Origin of the sequence: Bifidobacterium callitrichos DSM 23973 (genome assembly GCF_000741175.1) — a bacterium.
In the GTDB taxonomy this organism is placed as follows: domain Bacteria; phylum Actinomycetota; class Actinomycetes; order Actinomycetales; family Bifidobacteriaceae; genus Bifidobacterium; species Bifidobacterium callitrichos.
The window spans coordinates 127,885-147,589 of record NZ_JGYS01000005.1 but is presented as its reverse complement, the minus strand read 5'-3'; the positions used below and the strand labels follow the sequence as shown (position 1 = coordinate 147,589).

Annotated in this window: 17 protein-coding genes; 7 read left to right on the top strand and 10 right to left on the bottom strand. The window is 61.8% G+C overall.

Annotation, left to right across the window (positions count from 1 at the left end):
- Positions 1–2: 2 nt before the first annotated feature.
- From BCAL_RS03825 to BCAL_RS03815, 3 genes are all read right to left on the bottom strand, one after another.
- Positions 3–308 (bottom strand): YhbY family RNA-binding protein, encoded by a 306-nt coding sequence (locus tag BCAL_RS03825; RefSeq protein WP_043165319.1) that lies wholly within the window; start codon positions 306–308, stop codon positions 3–5.
- A gap of 103 nt (positions 309–411) precedes the next feature.
- Entirely contained in the window at positions 412–4,551 is a 4,140-nt protein-coding gene (locus tag BCAL_RS03820; protein WP_043165317.1) for a DUF3418 domain-containing protein, read from the bottom strand.
- A gap of 57 nt (positions 4,552–4,608) precedes the next feature.
- The gene (locus BCAL_RS03815; RefSeq protein WP_052119101.1) at positions 4,609–5,274 is read right to left on the bottom strand and encodes a class I SAM-dependent methyltransferase; all 666 of its coding nucleotides are present in this window, start codon (positions 5,272–5,274) and stop codon (positions 4,609–4,611) included.
- A gap of 154 nt (positions 5,275–5,428) precedes the next feature.
- Between BCAL_RS03815 and hflX the strand changes: the two genes are divergently transcribed.
- Together hflX and BCAL_RS03805 are read left to right on the top strand one after the other, a co-directional pair.
- The gene (gene hflX / locus BCAL_RS03810) at positions 5,429–6,916 is read left to right on the top strand and encodes a GTPase HflX (protein ID WP_052119100.1); all 1,488 of its coding nucleotides are present in this window, start codon (positions 5,429–5,431) and stop codon (positions 6,914–6,916) included.
- A gap of 262 nt (positions 6,917–7,178) precedes the next feature.
- The gene (locus BCAL_RS03805) at positions 7,179–8,144 is read left to right on the top strand and encodes an L-lactate dehydrogenase (RefSeq protein ID WP_043165480.1); all 966 of its coding nucleotides are present in this window, start codon (positions 7,179–7,181) and stop codon (positions 8,142–8,144) included.
- Between the two features lie 70 nt (positions 8,145–8,214).
- On the opposite strand, the gene BCAL_RS03800 is transcribed toward BCAL_RS03805, so the two are convergent.
- The 4 genes from BCAL_RS03800 to BCAL_RS13085 all read right to left on the bottom strand — a co-directional run bounded on the left by BCAL_RS03800 (position 8,215) and on the right by BCAL_RS13085 (position 11,332).
- On the bottom strand, positions 8,215–8,439 hold the full coding sequence (locus BCAL_RS03800) for a hypothetical protein (protein WP_043165311.1): 225 nt from the start codon (positions 8,437–8,439) through the stop codon (positions 8,215–8,217).
- A gap of 678 nt (positions 8,440–9,117) precedes the next feature.
- Positions 9,118–10,068, bottom strand: a complete 951-nt coding sequence (locus BCAL_RS03795; protein ID WP_043165309.1) for a cation diffusion facilitator family transporter — start codon at positions 10,066–10,068, stop codon at positions 9,118–9,120.
- 230 nt (positions 10,069–10,298) lie between these two features.
- Positions 10,299–10,697: a hypothetical protein gene (locus BCAL_RS03790; protein ID WP_043165307.1), complete on the bottom strand. Its 399-nt coding sequence runs from the start codon at positions 10,695–10,697 to the stop codon at positions 10,299–10,301.
- Positions 10,698–10,714: 17 nt separating this feature from the next.
- Positions 10,715–11,332, bottom strand: a complete 618-nt coding sequence (locus BCAL_RS13085; protein WP_152600327.1) for a hypothetical protein — start codon at positions 11,330–11,332, stop codon at positions 10,715–10,717.
- Positions 11,333–11,480: 148 nt separating this feature from the next.
- Between BCAL_RS13085 and BCAL_RS03785 the strand changes: the two genes are divergently transcribed.
- Both BCAL_RS03785 and BCAL_RS03780 read left to right on the top strand, forming a co-directional pair.
- Entirely contained in the window at positions 11,481–12,182 is a 702-nt protein-coding gene (locus BCAL_RS03785) for a response regulator transcription factor (RefSeq protein WP_081887226.1), read from the top strand.
- Positions 12,183–12,314: 132 nt separating this feature from the next.
- Positions 12,315–13,394, top strand: a complete 1,080-nt coding sequence (locus BCAL_RS03780; protein ID WP_152600326.1) for a sensor histidine kinase — start codon at positions 12,315–12,317, stop codon at positions 13,392–13,394.
- Between the two features lie 68 nt (positions 13,395–13,462).
- Here the strand turns inward: BCAL_RS03780 and lexA are convergent, their stop codons facing one another.
- A complete protein-coding gene (gene lexA / locus BCAL_RS03775) occupies positions 13,463–14,266 on the bottom strand; it encodes a transcriptional repressor LexA (RefSeq protein ID WP_043165300.1) in 804 nt (267 codons plus the stop codon).
- Between the two features lie 175 nt (positions 14,267–14,441).
- Here lexA and BCAL_RS03770 point away from each other — a divergent pair, with 175 nt between their 5' ends.
- Entirely contained in the window at positions 14,442–14,711 is a 270-nt protein-coding gene (locus BCAL_RS03770) for a LysM peptidoglycan-binding domain-containing protein (RefSeq protein ID WP_052119082.1), read from the top strand.
- 106 nt (positions 14,712–14,817) lie between these two features.
- Positions 14,818–15,261: a transcriptional regulator NrdR gene (gene nrdR, locus BCAL_RS03765; protein ID WP_043165476.1), complete on the top strand. Its 444-nt coding sequence runs from the start codon at positions 14,818–14,820 to the stop codon at positions 15,259–15,261.
- Positions 15,262–15,361: 100 nt separating this feature from the next.
- Here nrdR and serA read toward each other — a convergent pair whose 3' ends face one another.
- A complete protein-coding gene (gene serA, locus BCAL_RS03760) occupies positions 15,362–16,561 on the bottom strand; it encodes a phosphoglycerate dehydrogenase (protein WP_043165299.1) in 1,200 nt (399 codons plus the stop codon).
- A gap of 10 nt (positions 16,562–16,571) precedes the next feature.
- Positions 16,572–18,851: a HelD family protein gene (locus BCAL_RS03755; RefSeq protein ID WP_043165298.1), complete on the bottom strand. Its 2,280-nt coding sequence runs from the start codon at positions 18,849–18,851 to the stop codon at positions 16,572–16,574.
- A gap of 338 nt (positions 18,852–19,189) precedes the next feature.
- Here BCAL_RS03755 and mraZ point away from each other — a divergent pair, with 338 nt between their 5' ends.
- Positions 19,190–19,675, top strand: a complete 486-nt coding sequence (gene mraZ, locus BCAL_RS03750) for a division/cell wall cluster transcriptional repressor MraZ (protein ID WP_181162446.1) — start codon at positions 19,190–19,192, stop codon at positions 19,673–19,675.
- The last annotated feature ends 30 nt before the right edge of the window (positions 19,676–19,705 follow it).

Below are 19,705 nucleotides of genomic sequence, written 5' to 3'. Positions count from 1 at the left end.
CGTCACTCACGCACGAGGGCGATGTGCTCGATGTCGTCGCGCTTCGAGCGGCGGAACAGCACGAAACGGTTGCCGATGGTCTGCACCACCTCGGCGCCGAGTTGTCCGGCGAGCTTGTCGGCCGCCTCCTTGGCGTCGAGGCCGGAACCGTCCTGCACGCTGATCTTCACCAGCTCGCGCTTGGCGAGGGTTTCGCTGGTCTGCTTGACCAGCGAGTCGCTGATGTCGTTCTTGCCGATGTTGATGAGCGGCTTGAGGCTGTTCGCCATGCCGCGCAGCTGCTTGATCTGCTTCTTGGTCAGTGCCATGATGAATGTTTCTCCTTATCCGTTTTCGTGCTGTCGTATTGTATCGGAGCAGGCCAACCTAGGGGCATCCTAGGGGTAGCCTAAAACCACTCCTAGGGCGCTCCTAGGCGGCCAGCGCCTTTTTGATGCGGTTGAGGCTGGCGGGCTTCGGTGTGCCGAGCTCCTGCGCCCACAGGCTCACGTAGAACTCCTCGAGCATCCACCGGGCCTCGGTCGCGCGCTTCATCATCCTCTCGTGCGAGGGGCCCGCCGGCTCGCGCTTCGCGGCGGCTGTGGCCTTGTCGACCAGCTGGCGCGCCTCGTCGGCCTCCCACGCCCAGCGCACGTCGCGGTTCTTGTCCTGCTTCGCCTTGTTCAGGCGCATGAGGTCCGCGTTGAGATAGCGTTCGATCGACTTCAGGGCCGTCGGGGGAGCGGCGCCGATGAAACCGGGGAACACGAGCGTCGCGATATGCTCGCGGATCGACTGCAGCACCGAGAGCATCGGCAGATCCGCCTTGCCCGATACGGCCTTGTCGACCTCGGCGTAGCGTCTGAGGATCGTGATCACGTCATGAGCGACCGCGTAGACCGTGTCCTCGTACACCTCGCGCACGTCGAGCACCGCGTTCGCCAGCGCCTCGTCGTCCGGCAGACGGTCCACATCCGGCAGGAGTCGTTTGACGGCGGCGAGCTGCAGATCCTCGACCAGTTCCTTCGTCGACTTGTACGGGGCCGAGGCGAGCATCAGCGCCTCCGTGCCCAGCCATCGCGAGGAGATGCGGTCGGAGGGCAGGCGCAAGGCGTCCAGCGCGCCGTGCCAGAGCATCGAGGCGCGCGATTCGGTGGTCGCTCCCGCCTTGTGCAGCAGGTCCGCGCGTTCGACGAGACGACCCGCGTCGCCGGCCTTGTCGGCCTGCTTGCGCACCATGTTGCGCGCCGACTCCTTGGCTTCGGCGGCGAATTTCACCTGCAGCGCCTTCAGGTCCTTGGATCTGCCGAGCGTTTTGACCTGCGTGCGGCCGCGTCCGGGACGCCCGGAGGATCGCCCGCCGGCTCGTTCCTCGACGACGAACGTCATCTTCAGGTACGGCTGGAGGCGCGCGATCAGATCCGGTCCCAGCACCTCCGGGTGGATCTGCGCGCCCATCACGGCGATCGCAGCGCGGGTGAACACGTGCGCCAGATCCGGCCAGACGGTCTCGTCGTCCGGGGGCGTGTTCGGCTTGCGCATGTCGCCCGAACCCGGCAGACACGGGTAGTGCTCGTCGATCCACGAGCGGATCTTCCTCGCGGCGTCCGGCGCGGGCACGAACTGCACGCGCAGCTGCTTGGGCAGCGCCTTGATCATCGCGAGGATCAGCTCGTCCAGAAGGCCGGGCACGTTCCATGTGAACTGATCGGGCAGGAGGCGCGAGAGGGCCTTCAACGGCACGTGTACGGTCACGCCGTCGTTCTCGTCGCTCGGATCGTAGATGTAGCTGAGTCTCAGGTCGATCGGCTGGCCGTCCGTGCCGAGCGTATGCCAGTGGTCCGGATAGTCGGCCAGACTCACCGAATCCGCCGTCTGCAGACGTTCGACCTTCTCTGGGTCGAAGTCCAGCAGCTTCGGGTTCTCGTCGTGCACGCCCTTCCACCATTTCGCCAGCGCGGCCACGGAGGTCACGTCATTGGGGATGACGGCGTTGTAGAAGTCGAACAGGTCCTCGTCGGACACGGTCTCGGCGACCTGACGCGTACGGTTCGCGTCGTCCGCGGCCTCCTCGAGAAGCTTCACATTCCTCGCGACGAACTCGTCATAGCTGAACCGCTGCTGGATGTCGCCCTCCACGAGCCCCTGACGGATCAGGAAGTCACGCGCCTCCGGCGGGTTGATGCGACCCCACTGCACGGTGCGATCCTGCACGATCGGCAGACCATACAGCAGCACCTTCGCGTTCGCCACCGCCGAGCCGCGCGAACCGGACCAGTGCGGCTCGGCGTACGTGGTGCGCGTGAGACTGCCGGCCAGCGGTTCGGCCCACGCGGGATCGATCGCCGCCGAATAACGGGCCCACAGACGCGAGGTCTCCACCAGTTCGGTCGACATCACCCAGCTCGGCGTGGCCTTGGAGACCGCCGAGGCGGGGAAGAGCGCGAAATGCGTGCCGCGCGCGCCCAGATAGTCGTTCTTCGACATCTTCTGCGCACGCTTCAAGGCACGGGCCCTCGCCGCACCCTTGAGGTTCGCGTAGTCGGACGCCTTCGGCTCGCGGATCACCTGCATGCCCATCATCGACAGCAGGCCCGCGAGCATCGACTTGTGGATGCCGTCCGCATCCCATGCGCAGCACAGCGAATGCGCCGCCTGCTGGTTGATCGGCAACTGGCGGATCTCCAGTCCGGCGCGTGTGGAGGGCAGGGGATCGCCCACCTTGAACTTCATCTCACGGCACATCTGCCTGAGCTGGGAGACCAGATCCCTCCACTGGCGCATTCTCAGCCAGCTGAAGTACTCGGTCTTGCAGATGCGGCGCAGCGCGTTGTTGCTCGGCTCGCCATCCGCCTGGAACACACGGTCCCAGATGTTCAACGCCGTCAGATAGTCGCTCGTGGCGTCCGCATACCGGTTGTGGATGCGGTCCGCCTCCTCGCGCTTGTCATCCGGACGCTCGCGCGGATCCTGCAGACTCAGGAACGCGACGACCACCAGCACGGCGGCCAGCGTGTTCGGGGATGCGGTCCTCGCCGCCTCGATGATCATGCGGCCCAATCGCACGTCGATCGGGATGCGCGCCAGCTGGCGTCCGATATGCGTGAGCGTCACCTCGCCGCGATGGCGGGCCACGGCCTTGAGCTCGGTCAGCTCGTTGAAGCCGTCCGACACGGCCTTCATGTCCGGCGGATCGATGAAGCCGAACCGCGTCACGTCCTCGGCGGTGCGCGCCACGCCCACCGACAGCATGTGCAGCACCACCGCGCCCAGAGAGGTCCTCAGGATCTCCGGCTCGGTGAACCGCGGACGAGTCTCGTAGTCCTCGCGCGAATACAGGCGGATCGCGATGCCGTCCGCCACACGGCCGCATCGGCCGCTCCTCTGGTCGGCGCTCGCCTGACTGATCGGCTCGATCGGGAGCCTCTGCACCTTCGCGGTCTTCGAATACCGGGAGATGCGCGCGTTGCCCGGATCCACCACGTAGCGGATGCCCGGCACCGTCAGCGACGTCTCGGCCACGTTCGTGGCGATGACGATGCGCTGATGCGTATGCGATTCGAACACCCTGTGCTGGTCCGCGGCCGAAAGCCTCGCGAACAGCGGCATGATCTCGATCGCATCCGGACGGCGCATGTCGTCGGCGCGCGGGCCGTAGTGATGCCGCAGCGCCGCCTCGAACTCGTGGATGTCTCGCTCGCCCGAGGCGAACACGAGGATGTCGCGCGGCCCGCGCTCATGCGAGGAGTGGATGACCAGCTCGGCGCAGGCGCGCGCCACGGCCGTGGGCATGTCCGTGATCGCGTCGTCGGCGAACCGCGAATTGGCGTTGCCGCCCGACCTACCGGCGCGGGGGGAGTCGGAGCCGTCGTCGGCGATCGCGTTGGCCAGCTCCTCGTAGTCGGCGTCGCCGGGGCGGGCGCCGGTGGCGAACCCCGGCACCTCGCGCATCAGCGCGGGCGCGGTGCCGAGCGGCTCGTAGACCACCTGCACCGGGTAGGTGCGGCCCGACACCTCGATGACCGGCACCTTCTCGTGCAGCGCCTCCTCGAAGTGGCGCTGGAACTTCTCCGAATCGATGGTCGCGGAGGTGATGACGAGCTTCAAATCTCGCCTCTTCGGCAGCAGGGCCGTGAGATACCCCAGTAGGAAGTCGATGTTGAGACTGCGCTCATGCGCCTCGTCGATGATGATCGTGTCGTAGCGGCTCAGCTGCGGATCCCTCTGGATCTGCGCGAGCAGGATACCGTCGGTGACGACCCTCAGACGCGTGCTCGGCGAGCTCTCGTCGGTGAAGCGCACCTGATAGCCGATCTCGTCGCCGAGGCGCACTCCCATCTCCGAGGCGATGCGCTCGGCCACGGTGCGGGCCGCGATACGCCTCGGCTGCGTGTGCACGATCTGCCTGCCGTGCGAACCCCTGCCGAGCTCGAGGAGGATCTTCGGCAGCTGCGTGGTCTTTCCAGAACCGGTCTGGCCGGAGACGATGACCACCTGGGATGAACGAACGGCCTTCGCGATCTCATCGCGCGCGGCCGAAACCGGCAGTTCGGACGGATATTCGAAACGCATTCCCTTATGACTTCCCGCTGACTTTCCGCATCACTAGCGTCACTATGTCACTAGTTATTAGTTATTTCGCAAAACCTCAATGATACGGAAGCCCTTGGAGCTTGCGTACTTGGACACGGAGAAATCCTCTCCGAGCGCATCGTCCAGCCATGGGATCAGCGAATCGGAGCCGAGATTCCTCTGCACCACCAGATAGGCGGCGCCGTTCGGCTTCAGCCTCGGCAGCCAGGCCATCAGCAGCGTGTGCAGCGCCTCCTTGCCGATACGGATCGGCGGATTCGACCAGATCGCGTCGAAGGTCTCGTCCGCGTCGATCGGCTCGCAGAACGCGGGCTGGCGATCGGCCGGCAGGGGAGTGCCGGACTCGTCGACCTGCGTGACGTGCACGTTCGCGCAGCCGTTGGACACGGCGTTGGCGTGAGCGAGATCCAACGCGCGCTCGTTGACGTCCACCGCCATGACCTGCGCCTTGGGAGACTCGAACGCCATCGCGAGGGCGATCGGACCCCACCCGCAGCCCAGATCGAGCAGTCGACCGGTCTCGGGCGCCTCAGGGGCGTGCCTGAGCAGCACCGACGTGCCGAGATCAACGCGCGAGGAGGAGAACACGCCGTTGGAGACCTGGACCGTCGCCTCACGCCCGCGCAATGTCACGTGGAGCGTGCGCCGCACGTCCTTCGAGGATGGCTCGGCCGAGAAATACTGTTCCGTCTGTTGCGTCATGATCATTCCACTTCCGTGTTCGTTCGTTTACTTGTTCGTTTGAATGATTGTTCGATTGTCCGTTGGTCGGTCCGTATAATAAGGAACCATAGTTCAATCGTGATACCACGCAACGCGTGAAAAAGAGGTGGCATTGACCCGCGACGCCGAATCCATGGGGAAGTACGAAGACCGGACCGAGGGGGACGAGCATGGCGATGTGCTCGCCGAGGCGTCCGAGGTCCTGATCGACGAGGGCGGCGGATCCGCACCATGGGCCGAAAGCCACGATGAGGCGTGGGAGGAGCGCGAATCCCGCAATCAGCTCAAGCACGTCGCCGGTCTCGGCGAGCTGCAGGACGTCACCGAGGTCGAATACCGCAAGGTGCGTCTGGAGCGCGTCGTGCTCGTCGGCGTGTGGTCGTCCGCGCTCACCACACAGGCCAAGGCCGAGGAGTCGCTGCGAGAACTCGCCGCGCTCGCCGAGACCGCGGGCGCGGTCGTGTGCGACGGCCTCCTGCAGCATCGCATCAAGCCCGACGCCGCCACCTACGTAGGATCCGGCAAGGCGAAGGAGATCGCCGACATCGTCGCGCGAGAGGAGGCGGACACCATCGTCGTGGACGACGATCTGCCGCCGAGCCAGCGTCGAGGACTGGAGGATGCGGCCAAGGTGAAGGTCGTCGACCGCACCGCGGTGATCCTAGACATCTTCGCCCAGCATGCCACCAGCCGTGAGGGCAAGGCGCAGGTGGAGCTCGCGCAGCTCGAGTACATGCTGCCGCGACTGCGCGGCTGGGGCGGTTCGCTGTCCCGTCAGGCCGGCGGTCGAGCGGCGGGCGCCGACGCGGGCATCGGCTCGCGAGGCCCGGGCGAGACGAAGATCGAGATGGATCGTCGCGTCATCCGCACCCGCATCGCCAGGCTTCGCAGGCAGATCCGCGAGATGGCGCCGGCCCGCGAGGTCAAGCGCGGATCCCGACGCCGCTATGGTCTGCCCACCATCGCCGTGGTCGGCTACACCAACGCCGGCAAGTCGTCGCTCACCAACCGTCTGACCGGTTCGAGCGAGCTCGTCGAGAACGCGCTGTTCGCGACGCTCGACACCGCCGTGCGCCGCGCCAAGGCGCGGGACGGGCGACTGTACGCCTACGTAGACACCGTCGGATTCGTCCGCAGACTGCCCACGCAGCTGGTCGAGGCGTTCAAGTCGACGCTGGAGGAGGTCGGCGAGGCCGACGTGATCCTGCACGTCGTCGACGGCTCCCACCCCGATCCGTTCTCGCAGATCGACGCGGTCAACGAGGTGCTCGCCGACATCGAGGGCGCCGAATCGATCCCACGGCTGCTCGTGTTCAACAAGGCCGACCGATGCGACGAGGCGACGCTGGAGCGGCTCGCCGCGCTGGAGCCGGACGCCCACATCGTCTCCGCGTATTCCGGTCGCGGGCTCGACGAGCTGCGTGACGCGGTCGAGGCGCTGCTGCCCACCCCGGGCGTGCATGTCGAGGCCCTGCTGCCGTATTCGGCCGGCTCGCTGCTCTCGCAGGTGCGCGAGTACGGGCATGTCGACAGCATCGAATGGCTCGCCGAGGGGGTGAAGGTGGTCGCGGATGTCGACAGCCGTCTGGCCGCGCGTCTGGTGGAGCGTTCCGTCGGGTGACTCTCGGGTGGCTCTCGGGTGCGTATGGACCGGCTCTGTCGGCGTGTCCGACCGGGTGTTGACGAATGTTCACGCACTGTCAATGTGACCTTTACCACATTGTTCCCTGCATGATGTTGTGAGCGATAACAATCCAGTATTTCCAACGATTCATGACGTGTGTCGGTGTATGCGAAGTCAGGTAATGGGAGTACATTGAGAGCCGTTGGTTGAATGATGTCCGCCCGCAAGCGGACGTCCACTCTAAGAGAGGTTCATGAACATGGCAGAAACCCTGGTTACCAAGCCCACGAAGCTTGCCGTCATCGGCGCCGGCGCAGTCGGCTCCACCCTCGCCTTCGCAGCCGCCCAGCGCGGCGTCGCCCGTGAGATCGTCCTCGAGGACATCGCCAAGGAGCGCGTCGAGGCCGAGGTGCTCGACATGCAGCACGGCTCCAGCTTCTACCCGACCGTCTCCATCGACGGTTCGGACGATCCTGAGATCTGCCGCGACGCCGACATGGTCGTCATCACCGCCGGCCCGCGTCAGAAGCCGGGCCAGTCCCGTCTGGAGCTTGTCGGCGCCACCGTCAAGATCCTGCAGGCCATCATCCCGAACCTGGTCAAGGTCGCCCCGAACGCCATCTACATGCTGATCACCAACCCGGTCGACATCGCCACCCACGTCGCCCAGAAGCTCTCCGGCCTGCCGGAGAACCAGGTCTTCGGTTCCGGCACCAACCTCGACTCCGCCCGTCTGCGCTTCCTGATCGCGCAGCAGACCGGCGTCAACGTCAAGAACGTCCACGCCTACATCGCCGGCGAGCACGGCGACTCCGAGGTCCCGCTGTGGACCTCCGCCACCATCGGTGGTGTTCCGATGCTCGACTGGACGCCGCTGCCGGGCCACGAGCCGCTCGACGCCACCGTCCGCGAGCAGATCCACCAGGACGTCAAGAACGCCGCCTACAAGATCATCAACGGCAAGGGCGCCACCAACTACGCCATCGGCATGTCCGGCGTCGACATCATCGAGGCCGTCCTCAAGGATTCCAACCGCATCCTGCCGGTGTCCTCCATGCTCAAGGACTTCCACGGCATCTCCGATGTGTGCATGTCCGTTCCGACCCTGCTCAACCGCAACGGCGTCAACACCGCCATCAACACCCCGGTCTCCGACAACGAGCTCGCCGCCCTCAAGCGCTCCGCCGAGACGCTGAAGGAAACCGCCGCCCAGTTCGGCTTCTGATCGGCTTCTGACTGAACCGGCATCACCGGCGCGCGTGGTTATTCACACGTGCGCCGGTGATGGGCTGTGATTACGGTGGCCTCCAACCTTGCCCTGCTTGGTTGGAGGCCACCGCTTTTTTCTTCTTTCCCCTCTTCCTTTCCCCCTTCTTCCTTCCCTTCCTTTCCTTCCTTACTTCCTTCCTCCTCTTCTCTTCTCTCTTCTCTTCTTCCCCTTTCCCTTCTTCTTTCCTTTTGCTCTTCCTCTTCCTTTTCTTTGCTTCTTGGTCTGTTCCTTTCTCCCTTTTCCTCTTCATCTTCCTTATAATCGGATGTCGGTGTGGGGGTCTGTGTCGGTAGTGCGTAGCTGGTCTTGGTCGCCTAGCCGTGAATAGGCGGGAAGGGGCTTTGCGATGAACTTGCCGACCGGGATAATCATCCCAGCCGGACGGCTTGGAGCTGGACGCTCGGACTAGAAAGCTTGATTGGCGTATCGATCGGCGCCTGCGTCTCGTACCTGTTGTCACAACGCGATCATTTCGACCGAATCGGCGCGATATGGCGGAATCCGCTGTCACAAGTGTTTGAAAACGGAATTCCGGGCACGTTGTGGCAATGCGCGTTCGAGGTGTCTGTGATGCGATTTGCAAGGAATGGCGGAATTTCAAGGATTCTGCAATTAAGAGGCTCGTCACAACGTCTGTATTGCGTGGATTTTGCCGTGTTGTGGCAGTGCCCGTTGCCACAAGTGTTCGAAAGAACAAAATCGCCTGTGATGTGACAGGAATCGCTGCCACAGGATCGCGAAAGTGCGGTTCCGGTTGTGTTGTGGAAGAGCAGAGGGGCACAACAGCGTGGAATCGGCTCGTCATGCGAATCGTGGCAGAAACACCACGGCATCGACCAGACAGACACCTAGGCATCGGGCTGAAGTGGCCTGATTTTTATCTGTACCCTCCCTCGATCTTTCGCATGTACTCTTGCTTGCGTGTCTGTCACTTCTCCGATGGGTGCATCTGATCGTCGGAGGGGGAGCGGTAGCCCTCCGGCTCCAACTGGAACGTGGTATGGGGCACCGATACGGGGAAGTGCTCGCGCAGGCAGTCCTGCAACTGCTCGAGGATATCCGCGGCCTGCTCCATCGTCAGGCCCTTCTCGACGACGATATGCGCCATGAGGATCGGCATGCCGGTCGAAACCGTGCTCGCATGCAGATCATGCACGGCCACTACATGGGGCACATGCTCCAGATGCTCGCGCACTGCGTCCAGATCCAATCCCTCCGGGGTCTCCTCGAGCAGCACGCGCACCGCATTGCGCAGCAGCGCGATCGCGCGCGGGATCATCATCAGGGCGATCACGCCGCCTGCCACCGCGTCGAACCCATCCCAGCCCGTCGACATCATCACCAATGCGGACAACACCACCGCCACCGAGCCGAGGGCGTCGTTCATCACCTCCAGAAACGCGGCACGCATGTTCATGTTGTCGCCGCGCTGCGAGGCGAGGATGAAGATCGACGCCACGTTCGCCGCCAGACCGAGGATGCCGACGAACAGCAGCAGATCGATGTCCTCGATGCCGGCCTCGGAGCCGCCGAACAGGCGCATGCCCGCTTCCACGAGAGCGTAGATGCCAACGATCAACAGTACGATCGCACCGGCTGCGGCCGTCAGCACCTCGAGGCGCGCCCAGCCCCACGTACGGTGATTGTTGGGCTTGCGGCGCATCAGAATTGCCGTCACCGTAGAGGCGATGAGCACCGACATGTCGGTGAGCATGTGACCGGCGTCCACCAGCAGCGCCAGCGATCCGGTCAGCAGTGAGCTGACCACTTCGATGACGAACACCGAGGCGGTGACGGCCAGCGTCGCCGTCAGCCGATGCTGATGCTCCTTGGATCCGTTCGATCCCCTCTCCGCGAGCGGTGCGTGCGTATGTGCCATGGTCGTAATCCTCGTTTCCTTCGTGCCTTCTCGGTATTCGCGGAATGAGACCGCTTCTCAATACCATTCCCGTTTTGCTTGAGAAACGCGGAAACCCCGGCTGTTGCCGGGGTCTCCTGTTGCTGGGCGTTCAGTGTATCACAGCTTGCGCAGAACCGTCACGACCCTGCCCATGATCGTGGCCGGGATCGGCTAAAGGTGAAGACAGGTTCTGTGACTGACGATGTCCGTTAACGGGAATCGTCGCCGGAGCTCCGCCATGCCGCCATACCTAATGCCACTATTGAAGCAAGGTTCAATCCATCGCTGATCCAATCGATGATTGTTTCATTGAGAGGGCCGATCTGAATGATGGGGGCATACCGCATGCCCATGGACAGCCATGCGAGTGTGCAGATCGCAGTGGTAAGTGCGACGAATGATTTCGGGTACCCATGTGACAGTCGGATGAATGCTGGAATGGCAAGCCCGAGCGTGCACCACAGCGCAAACCAGGTATGCGTTCCCAATGGTAATGCCATTTGATCCGCGATGCTCATTTGCCCGGTTGTGTGCACACCAAGATTCAGTACGACGACATAGGCGATATAACCAACCCAAACAAATAACCAACGGATCATATCCATCATCTCCAACTATCGTCTTGTCACTGTGAATGATGCCATATACTGGCTACAGAAGTAATACCCGTGCCACTGAACTGGCTGTGCATAATGATTCCGCGTCCAGGACGAGCTGCCATTTTGGCGTCGGCTATTGTGGCTGAGCTATACAGTTTAGCAACGGTGCCAAGCCAACCTGGTATATAATTCCCAACATTTCCTTTCTCTAGTCCTGAGATATACTGCTTTGTTTTCTCGCTATCCATCCAGAATTCATGTAATCCGTACCAATGGTGTACTTCCTTATTAATCCATTTTGCTTTCGAGAGAACATAAGTAGTCAGCGAAGTTGAAGTTACTGAATAATCATAAGTATTTAGTATTGATCCTGTTTTGATTGCGGTATTCATGTAATTAATTTGGTTTGAAACAAACTCTACAGCAGAATTGGAATAACCGTTCGAGAGAGCAGAGTTGGAATCAAAGCACAGCTTGTTATTGGAAATAGAAATGTAATAATCGAGTCCGTACATTTCTTTCGGAATCTGCTCAGATGAATTTGATTCATTTGCATGCGATTGTTGCAATACAGAAATAGGCAAAAGCAGAGTGGATATACTAGTAAATACTATGCACATAATATTCCATCGCTTGATATTCATAATGTACTCTTTTCTTAAGAATTATAAGATGTATTCGCATCTATGCGAATAATTGACATTATGTCATGGTATGTATGCCGATGCAACTAGGATTCAAGAAAAACTGGAACGAACGTGATGTTGTCAGTTTTAGGTGTAATATAGTATTATGAAAGTAGCTATGGCGGAAGACCGGGGATCGCGGCGATTGCGTATCGGCATATTGGACAATGATGTCTGCGCATTAATGATGATAGATATGCTCATCCGGCATCGTAAGCCGGATATGGAGGTGATCTGGAAGGAGACCAAGCCTCAGCGGCTTATGGAACACATCACATATGATGCTCTGCAGCCCGACGTGGTGATACTCGATCTTGTGCTTAACGGCATATCCGGTGTGGACGTATGTAGAGAGCTACGCAGACGATCGTCGACCATTCGCCTCATCGGCGTCACCGCCTATCCACTCGAACAGTATCGTGCGCGCCTTGTTGATGCGGGTGCGCAGGCTCTGGTAAGTAAGGACTCCGTTGGCTCGGCCATGTTCGTTGATGTATTGCGTGGATCGAATCAACATGGCTTTCGAGATGAGGTTGCGGACATTGTTCAGGATGGAAGTCAGGAGTTCATGACGCCTCGTGATGCGTACGAGCATGTGCGCGGCGAAGTAGATGTCCGGGGCATTTCACAACGCGAGATCGGTATATTGTCGATGTACGCCCGCGGTATGACCACGAAGGAGATAGCAAAGTCTCTGCATATCTCCGTTGGAACAGTGCAGTCGCATACAAGTCATGCAGCACGCAAGCTCGGCGTTCGGCAACGTTTCGAAGCGATACGTATCTGCCAACAACAGCACCTTATCTGAAATGGCGGTTCCATGTTTGGCATTATCAAAGATGATGTAGCAAATCTGTTGTCTCGCTATCATCGTGGATATCCATGGACGTATATGCCATCCGCGATCTGTATTCTTCTCTGTTGTATTGCACTTCCACTAATGGAAATCAACTATTCAATTGCGCAATCATCATTATTGATCGTTTCGTGTACCGCATTGTTGATCGTCAATATATATCCGTATGTAGGTAGTTGGATGATTCTGCTTTGCTGGGTCATAGGAGTATTCCCGGGGGCCGACATTATTTTACCAAACAGTTATTTCATCTCCTGTATGTTTGCAGTCGCAGTGTTGGGTTACTGTAATATCGAGCAGGGGATAGCTGGAACCATTGTCATAGGAATCATTTCATTCATGACTCGAGTAGTATCTGGATCGTTGAACACATTTGAAATGGATCTGGTTGTCGGCACGTCTCACACACTGCCGAATATGTTGTTTCTCTATCTGTTGTTTCCCGTATCGGCCTTACTGCTTTCCATGCTTGTAGGATATGTCATGCGGCAGGAACAGGACAAGGCGTTGATGCGGCAACGTTTGCGAGAATGTCGAACTAGAGATGCTGTCACCGAAAAGCTGCATGACCATATCGCCAATGACATCACGGATGCAGTACTCATTCTCAGGCATCATATGCAGATATCACCTTCCGATAATGCTGAACTCAGCAATGCGCTGCAATCAATGATGCATGCCAACATCGGCGTTCGTCAGCTCATCAACCAGCTCAATGAGGGGACTGCGGATGGGTTCGATCTGAATGATGAGAAGCGATTGCCGCAATCCGTGTTGCCTGATCGATTGCGGCAAATCGGGGATCGGCAGAGGCAACGGTTGACGGCGATGGGCTTCAATGGGAGCATACTGCTTCCCGATACGAGTGATCATGAGGATACGCCGGAGGTCGTGGCTTTACTGACTGGTCTCATGCGGGAATCATTGGGTAACATAGCTAGTCACGCAGATCCGAGGTTCGATTATGTGTTCAGCATCGAGACCTTGCCACGTCAGTACATCATGAGAGTCACCGACGTCCCGTTGAAACGGATGAGTGATGATATGCATCATATGCATTCCGGTTTGGGGCGATATGGGGAGAGGCTCCATCGGTATGGCGGTTCAATGCGGGTATCACAGGATGCTGGACGCTGGTCTATGGAAGCTGTCATTAAGCGATAAGTTGGCGTGCTGCCCTACAGAAAACCCCGGCCAGTGCCGGGGTTTTCTGCTGCGGGGCGTCTGCTATATCACAGCTTGCGCAGAACCGTCACGACCCTGCCCATGATCGTGGCCTGCGTGCCGTCGATGGGGGCGTAAGCGGGATTGTGCGGCATCAGCCACAGATGGCCATGCTCCTTGCGATAGGTCTTCACCGTCGCCTCGCCGTCCAGCAGGGCGGCGACGATATCGCCGTTGACGGCGTCGTTCTGCTCGCGCACCACGACGAAATCGCCGTCGCAGATGGCGGCGTCGATCATCGAATCGCCATGCACCTCCAGCATGAACAGTCTTCCGCCCGAACCGGTCAGACGCTCGGGCAGGCGCATCACATCCTCCACATGCTGTTCGGCGGTGATTGGCACGCCCGCGGCGATGCGGCCCACAAGCGGGACGTCACGGGAATCCGACGACTCCTCGTCCGTCTCCTGCCCAAGCGTGGTGGGGAACCGGTAGACGATGGCGCTGGAACGTCGTTCCCCGCCGTCATTGGCCTCGATGTCCGCGGCCGTACGGGACGGTTGGATGGGGATATGCTGATCGGTGGATGACGCCGTCTCGGCGTCGGGCGTACGCAGGATCTCGATGGCGCGTCCCTTGTTCGCATTGAGGCGGATATAGCCCTTCTGCGCCAGCACCTGCAGCTGGTGCTTGACCGAGGAGGGGCTCTTGAGGCCGCAGGCCTCTCCGATGTCTCTGAAGGAGGGAGCGAAGCCGCACTCGTTCTGGTACGTAGTGATCGCCTCGAGGATGCGGCGCTGACGGTCGGTAAGCGGTTTTGCCGTCTCGGTCTGGCCGTCGGCGATGCCCGGGTTGAACGGGATGGTGCTCATGGGCTCTCCTTTCGAATATGTGATAAGCATAACGTGAATTGTTCATTTCATCAAACATTTGTTCGACACGGCGGGTTGCGCCGTTCGAACATTCATGCCACAATTAGTACATCCGTTCGTTAGAACAAGTGTTCGAGAGGGTGTGGTGACCATGGAACGAATCCTGTCAAGGATCATGGCGCTGCTGCTGGTTGTGCTCGTGGCAGTGGCCGCATTGAGTGCGTTCAGTCCGTCGATGGCCGATTCGGCGGCGGGGCCCATGGAGGTGGAGAGCTATACCGTGCAACCCGGTCAGACGCTGTGGACCTATGCGCAGATGGTTACGCCCGAAGGCGGTGACGTCAACCAATCGGTGGAGGAGCTGGTGGAGCTCAACCATCTGGAAGGCACGTCGCTTGAGGTGGGTCAGCGTATCCTCGTGCCTGTGGAGGAACCGGATGACTAGACGAGGGGAGTCCCTGCGGCGTCCGCCGGTGGATTTTCGAATGATTGGTCATGCGAAACCCCGTGGGAATGGCAATTTCCGTGATTGGCACGGTATGGTGGAGTTCATGCATTGCCCTTACTGTCATCATGCCGAAACCAAGGTTGTGGAAACTCGTGTCAGCGAGGACGGCTACTCCATCCGTCGTCGCCGCATGTGCCTGTACTGCAACAAGCGGTTCACCACGCTGGAAACCACTACGTTGCTGGTGGAGAAGCGCTCCGGGAGTCTGGAGCCGTTCAACCGTGACAAGGTCATCTCGGGTGTGCGTAAGGCATGCCAGGGAAGGCCGGTCAAGGAGAACGATCTGAAGATGCTCGGCCAGCGCGTCGAGGAGGATCTGCGCTCCACCGGTCAGGCTCAGGTCACCTCCGACGAGGTCGGCAAGGCGATTCTCAAGCCGCTGCGAGACCTCGACGAGGTCGCCTACCTGCGGTTCGCCAGCGTCTACCAGAATTTCGAGAACCTCGACGACTTCCAGTCGGCGATCGACGAGCTGAAGCACGCATAAGACGTAGAAAGCCATACGAAAGGGGCTGTGACTCCCAGCGGGGGAGTCACAGCCCCTTTCACGCCCTGGCGTGCAGATGCGTCAGAGCCATACACCGCCGTCAGGAGATCACGCGCATGCGGATCGTGCCCTCGATGGCGCGCAGCGCTTCAAGCGTCTTCGACGACGGCTTCTGGGAGACATCGGTCACCACATAGCCGAGTTCACCCTCGGTGCCGAGGGACTGGGCGGCGATGTTGATGTTCTCCTCGCCGAGCACGTGGTTCACGCGGGCGAGCACGCCCGGCAGGTTCGCGTGCAGGTGCGCGATGCGTGTCACGCCGCGGTTGGGACCGAGATTGATCTGCGGCAGGTTCACCGACAGCGAGGTCGAGCCCTTCTCCCAATAGTCCTCCAGACGCTGGGAGACGAAGTGGCCGATCGACTTCTGCGCCTCCAGCGTCGAACCGCCGATGTGCGGGGTGAGGATCATGTTGTCCTCGTCCGCCAGAGAGGTGATGAACGGATCGCCGTTCTTCTTCGGCTCGACGGGGAACACGTCCACGGCCGCGCCGGAGAGGTGACCGGAGTCGAGGTGCTGCTTGAGGGCGTCGAGGTCCGCGACGAAGCCACGCGAGGCGTTGATGAAGATCGCGTCCTGCTTCATATGCGCGAACTGATCCTCGCCGAAGAAACCGGTGTTCGACTTGCGGCCGTCCACGTGCAGCGTGACCGCATCGGACTGCTCCAGCAGCTCGTTGAGCGTGGCGCAGCGGCGGGCGTTGCCCATCGCCAGCTTCTCCTCGAGGTCGTAGAACAGCACGCGCATGCCCAGTGCCTCGGCCAGCACGCTCAACTGGGAGCCGATGTTGCCGTAGCCGATGATGCCGAGGGTCTTGCCGCGAACCTCATGCGAACCGGAGGCGGACTTGTCCCACAGACCGTGCTTGAGATGATGCGTGTGCGCCGGGATGCGGCGCATCAGGCAGATGATGTCGCAGATCACCAGCTCCACCACCGAACGGGTGTTGGAGTACGGCGCGTTGAACACGGCGATGCCCTGACGGCCGGCGAAGTCGAGATCCACCTGGTTCGTGCCGATGCAGAAGCATCCGACCGCGGACAGCGTCGGACGCGCTTCGAGCACGCGCCTGGTGACGCTTGTCTTCGAACGGACGCCGACGATGTCGACGCCGTCAAGTGCGTCGATGAGCTCGTCCTCGCTCAGCGCGCCCTTCGCCGTGACGACCTCGAAACCGTGGTCGCGCAGCGACTGGGCCGCGTCGGGATGAATGTTTTCCAGTAACAGTGCTTTAGGCATGTTTCCCACCTTAGAGTTCCAGGTCCTTTTCGTCCATTGAGGTCCGAACGATGGCCAGACGCTGTGTCGGTCGGGTCATCGCCACATACAGATCGGCCGCGGCGACCAGTCGGCTCGGCGACTCCTGATCGATCAGGCTTGGCTCGACGAGCACCACCGCGTCGTATTCGAGGCCCTTGACCTCCTCGGTGCCGCTCACCGTCACCTGGCGGTCCCACGGCTCCTGATCGGCGATGCGCGCGGCCTCGTCGGCGCCGAGCGCATCCGCAAGCGCGGCCGCGACGGCCGGACGCAGCGTATCCACCAGCGACTCCGGGGCGATCATCGCCACACGTCCGGATCCGTCCTTGGCGACGAACCGCCTTGCGAGATCCGCGGCCTCCCGCGCGGCCGCCGCCACCAGTTCGCCGCGATCCGGCACCACGGTGCGCGTGACCGCGTCGGCGATACGGCGCACCGCATGCACGGTGGAGATGTACAGGCCCTGCGCCTCGGCGAACCGTCCGGCCAGATCGGAGACCTCCTGCGGGTTGCGGTAGTCGATGGTCAGCTCGTTGAGATCCCAATTGCCGCGGCCGAACAGGCGGTTCATCGTCTTGGGCCAGGAGCGCGTGCCGCCGAGGGCGCTGGTCTGCGCCACATCGCCCACGATGGTGAACGAGCGCGAGGGGCAGCGCCGCATCAGCATGCGCCAGTCCATCGCGGTGAGCTCCTGCGCCTCGTCGACGACGATGTGCCCGTACACCCATTCGCGGTCGCGGCCGGCGCGCTGCGCGGTCAGCTCCACGTCGTCGCCGTTGATCTGGTCGACGAGCATCTGCGAGGTGACCAGCCCGTTGCCGATGCCGTTCTGGGCGAGCGTATCCTGCGCGAACTGCAGGGCCTCCTTCGCGCGAGCCTCGTCGCGCTTGCGACGCGCGGCCACCTTCGGGTCGTCTCCGAGCAGTTCAAGCGCCTCGTCGAGCAGCGGCACGTCGGAGCGGGTCAGCGGCGAGCCCTTCGGGCGCACCAGTTCGGCCACGTCCTCGTCGGACAGCCACGGGGCGAACCGGCGCAGCTTGTCCGGCTTGGAGAACATGTCGTCGATCAGCCACGGGCCGGTCATCGGCAGCCATGCGAGGTTCAGCGCCACACGCACCTTGTCGTTCATGCGCAGCAGGGAGACGGCGCGGTTGATCTCGTCCTGGTCGGGCGTGTAGTCGAGCTGCTCCTCGTAGCGCACGCGCATCGCGGAGATCATCGATTTGACGAAGGTCTCGCGCGCCTTGTTGTGCGGCTGGCGGGTGCGGCGTGCCTCGGCCTGCGCCTGTTCGATGTCGGCGGCCAGCATCGGCACCGGGATGCCGCTGATCTGCACGACGGGCAGGTCGGCGGGCACGCGCTCGCGGGAGGAGACGGCGTTGCGGATGGCGTTGGCCATGCGGTGGTCACCCTTGAGCTGGGCTGCGCGCGGGGTGTCGAACGTCGTGGCGTGCACGCCGGGGATGAGGTCCGCGATGGTGCGGGAGACCACGCCGGTCTCGCCCAGCGAGGGGAGCACCTGGTCGATGTAGTGTAGGAACGCCGAGCTCGGGCCGACCACGAGCACGCCGGAGCGTTCCAGCGTGCGCCGGTGCGTGTAGAGCAGATATGCGGCGCGATGCAGCGCCACGGCGGTCTTGCCGGTGCCGGGGCCTCCCTGCACCACCACGGCGCGGCCCATCTGCGAGCGGATGATGTGGTCCTGCTCGGCCTGGATTGTGGCGACGATGTCGGTCATCTTGCCGGTGCGCCTGGAGCTGAGCGAGGCCAGCAGTGCGCCCTCGCCGGTGAGCGTGCCGGATTTGGACGCCTCGCCGACCTGATCGGAGTGCACGTCGAGCACCTCGTCCTCGACGGCGACCACCTCTCGGAAGCTCAGGGTGATGTGGCGGCGCATCACGATGTCGCCGTGATGCGAGGGGGTGGCCTCGTAGAAGGGGCGGGCGGCGTCCGCCCTCCAATCGGTGAGGATGGGCTTGTGGGACTTGTCGGTCAGCCCTATGCGCCCGATGTAGCGGCGGCCTCCGGCCGAATCGTCGAGCCTGCCGAACACCAGACGATCCTCCACCGAGCGCAGCTGGGTGAGGCGGTCCTCGTACATCGTGGCGAAGGAGTCGCGCTCGGTGCGCTGCGTGGGGGAGCCGTGGGCGCCGGCGGCGCGCACGGCGTCGAGGCGTTCCCTGGCTTCGGCGCGCAATGCGTCAAGACGGTCGTATGCGCGTGTCACCGCGCGCTGTTCCTCCTCAAGTTGCGAGGCGTAACTCGACATGCTTGTACCGTTTCCCTTTTGTCTGAACGAAAAATTCAAGGTATCCCAATCTACTCCTTCCCCCGAACGATCGGACTGCATGATCCGACGTGGAAGATGAACTTCGGTTGAATTCGCCGTTCGGGTCGGGCCCCGTGAAAAAGCGCGGAAAGTGTGATCGGGTGGGGAAAAATGGGGAGTCGTGGGGTAAAGTGGGGAATCAGTGTGGCGTGGTGTGTCCGAAGTGAAACGGCAAGGAGGTGGGGCGATTGACCGGCGAAAACGCGAACGGCATGGCATTCGACCCCGCCCAAGGCGGTTCGGACCAGTCAGCACAGTCCACGCAGTCGATGGGCGGCATGCCGATGGGCGGGGTCGCCGGAGTGATGGCCGATCTGGGCATGCCCGCTCTGATGCTTGGCACCTACACACCGAAGATCGACGCCAAGGGGCGCATGGCCCTGCCCGCCAAGATGCGTGGCCAGCTCGGACAGGGACTGGTCATGGCCCGCGGTCAGGAGCGCTGCGTCTACCTGCTGCCGGTGGCCGAGTTCCGGCGCATCGCGATGCAGATCCAGCGCGTCTCGGTGGGCAACAAGGCGGCGCGCGAATACCTGCGCGTGTTCCTCTCCGGAGCGGTGGACCAGACGCCGGACAAGCAGGGGCGCGTGCTGGTGCCGCAGATGCTGCGCGACTACGCGCATCTGGGGGACGACATCGTGGTGATCGGCGTGGGCACCCGCGCCGAGATCTGGAACCGCGCCACGTGGGAGTCCTATCTGGCCGAGAAGGAGCAGGACTACGCGAACATCGCGGATGACGTGCTGCCGGAGGTGGAGTTCTGATGACCGGCATGGACGCGAACGACGCGAATG

What these genes read in the sequence shown, in the direction of transcription:
- BCAL_RS03825 (WP_043165319.1), bottom strand. Translation starts at nt 308, where the DNA reads ATGGCACTGACCAAGAAGCAGATCAAGCAGCTGCGCGGCATGGCGAAC.
- BCAL_RS03820 (WP_043165317.1), bottom strand. Translation starts at nt 4,551, where the DNA reads ATGCGTTTCGAATATCCGTCCGAACTGCCGGTTTCGGCCGCGCGCGAT.
- BCAL_RS03815 (WP_052119101.1), bottom strand. Translation starts at nt 5,274, where the DNA reads ATGACGCAACAGACGGAACAGTATTTCTCGGCCGAGCCATCCTCGAAG.
- hflX (WP_052119100.1), top strand. Translation starts at nt 5,429, where the DNA reads ATGGGGAAGTACGAAGACCGGACCGAGGGGGACGAGCATGGCGATGTG.
- BCAL_RS03805 (WP_043165480.1), top strand. Translation starts at nt 7,179, where the DNA reads ATGGCAGAAACCCTGGTTACCAAGCCCACGAAGCTTGCCGTCATCGGC.
- BCAL_RS03800 (WP_043165311.1), bottom strand. Translation starts at nt 8,439, where the DNA reads ATGAAGAGGAAAAGGGAGAAAGGAACAGACCAAGAAGCAAAGAAAAGG.
- BCAL_RS03795 (WP_043165309.1), bottom strand. Translation starts at nt 10,068, where the DNA reads ATGGCACATACGCACGCACCGCTCGCGGAGAGGGGATCGAACGGATCC.
- BCAL_RS03790 (WP_043165307.1), bottom strand. Translation starts at nt 10,697, where the DNA reads ATGATGGATATGATCCGTTGGTTATTTGTTTGGGTTGGTTATATCGCC.
- BCAL_RS13085 (WP_152600327.1), bottom strand. Translation starts at nt 11,332, where the DNA reads ATGAATATCAAGCGATGGAATATTATGTGCATAGTATTTACTAGTATA.
- BCAL_RS03785 (WP_081887226.1), top strand. Translation starts at nt 11,481, where the DNA reads ATGAAAGTAGCTATGGCGGAAGACCGGGGATCGCGGCGATTGCGTATC.
- BCAL_RS03780 (WP_152600326.1), top strand. Translation starts at nt 12,315, where the DNA reads ATGGAAATCAACTATTCAATTGCGCAATCATCATTATTGATCGTTTCG.
- lexA (WP_043165300.1), bottom strand. Translation starts at nt 14,266, where the DNA reads ATGAGCACCATCCCGTTCAACCCGGGCATCGCCGACGGCCAGACCGAG.
- BCAL_RS03770 (WP_052119082.1), top strand. Translation starts at nt 14,442, where the DNA reads ATGGCGCTGCTGCTGGTTGTGCTCGTGGCAGTGGCCGCATTGAGTGCG.
- nrdR (WP_043165476.1), top strand. Translation starts at nt 14,818, where the DNA reads ATGCATTGCCCTTACTGTCATCATGCCGAAACCAAGGTTGTGGAAACT.
- serA (WP_043165299.1), bottom strand. Translation starts at nt 16,561, where the DNA reads ATGCCTAAAGCACTGTTACTGGAAAACATTCATCCCGACGCGGCCCAG.
- BCAL_RS03755 (WP_043165298.1), bottom strand. Translation starts at nt 18,851, where the DNA reads ATGTCGAGTTACGCCTCGCAACTTGAGGAGGAACAGCGCGCGGTGACA.
- mraZ (WP_181162446.1), top strand. Translation starts at nt 19,190, where the DNA reads ATGCCGATGGGCGGGGTCGCCGGAGTGATGGCCGATCTGGGCATGCCC.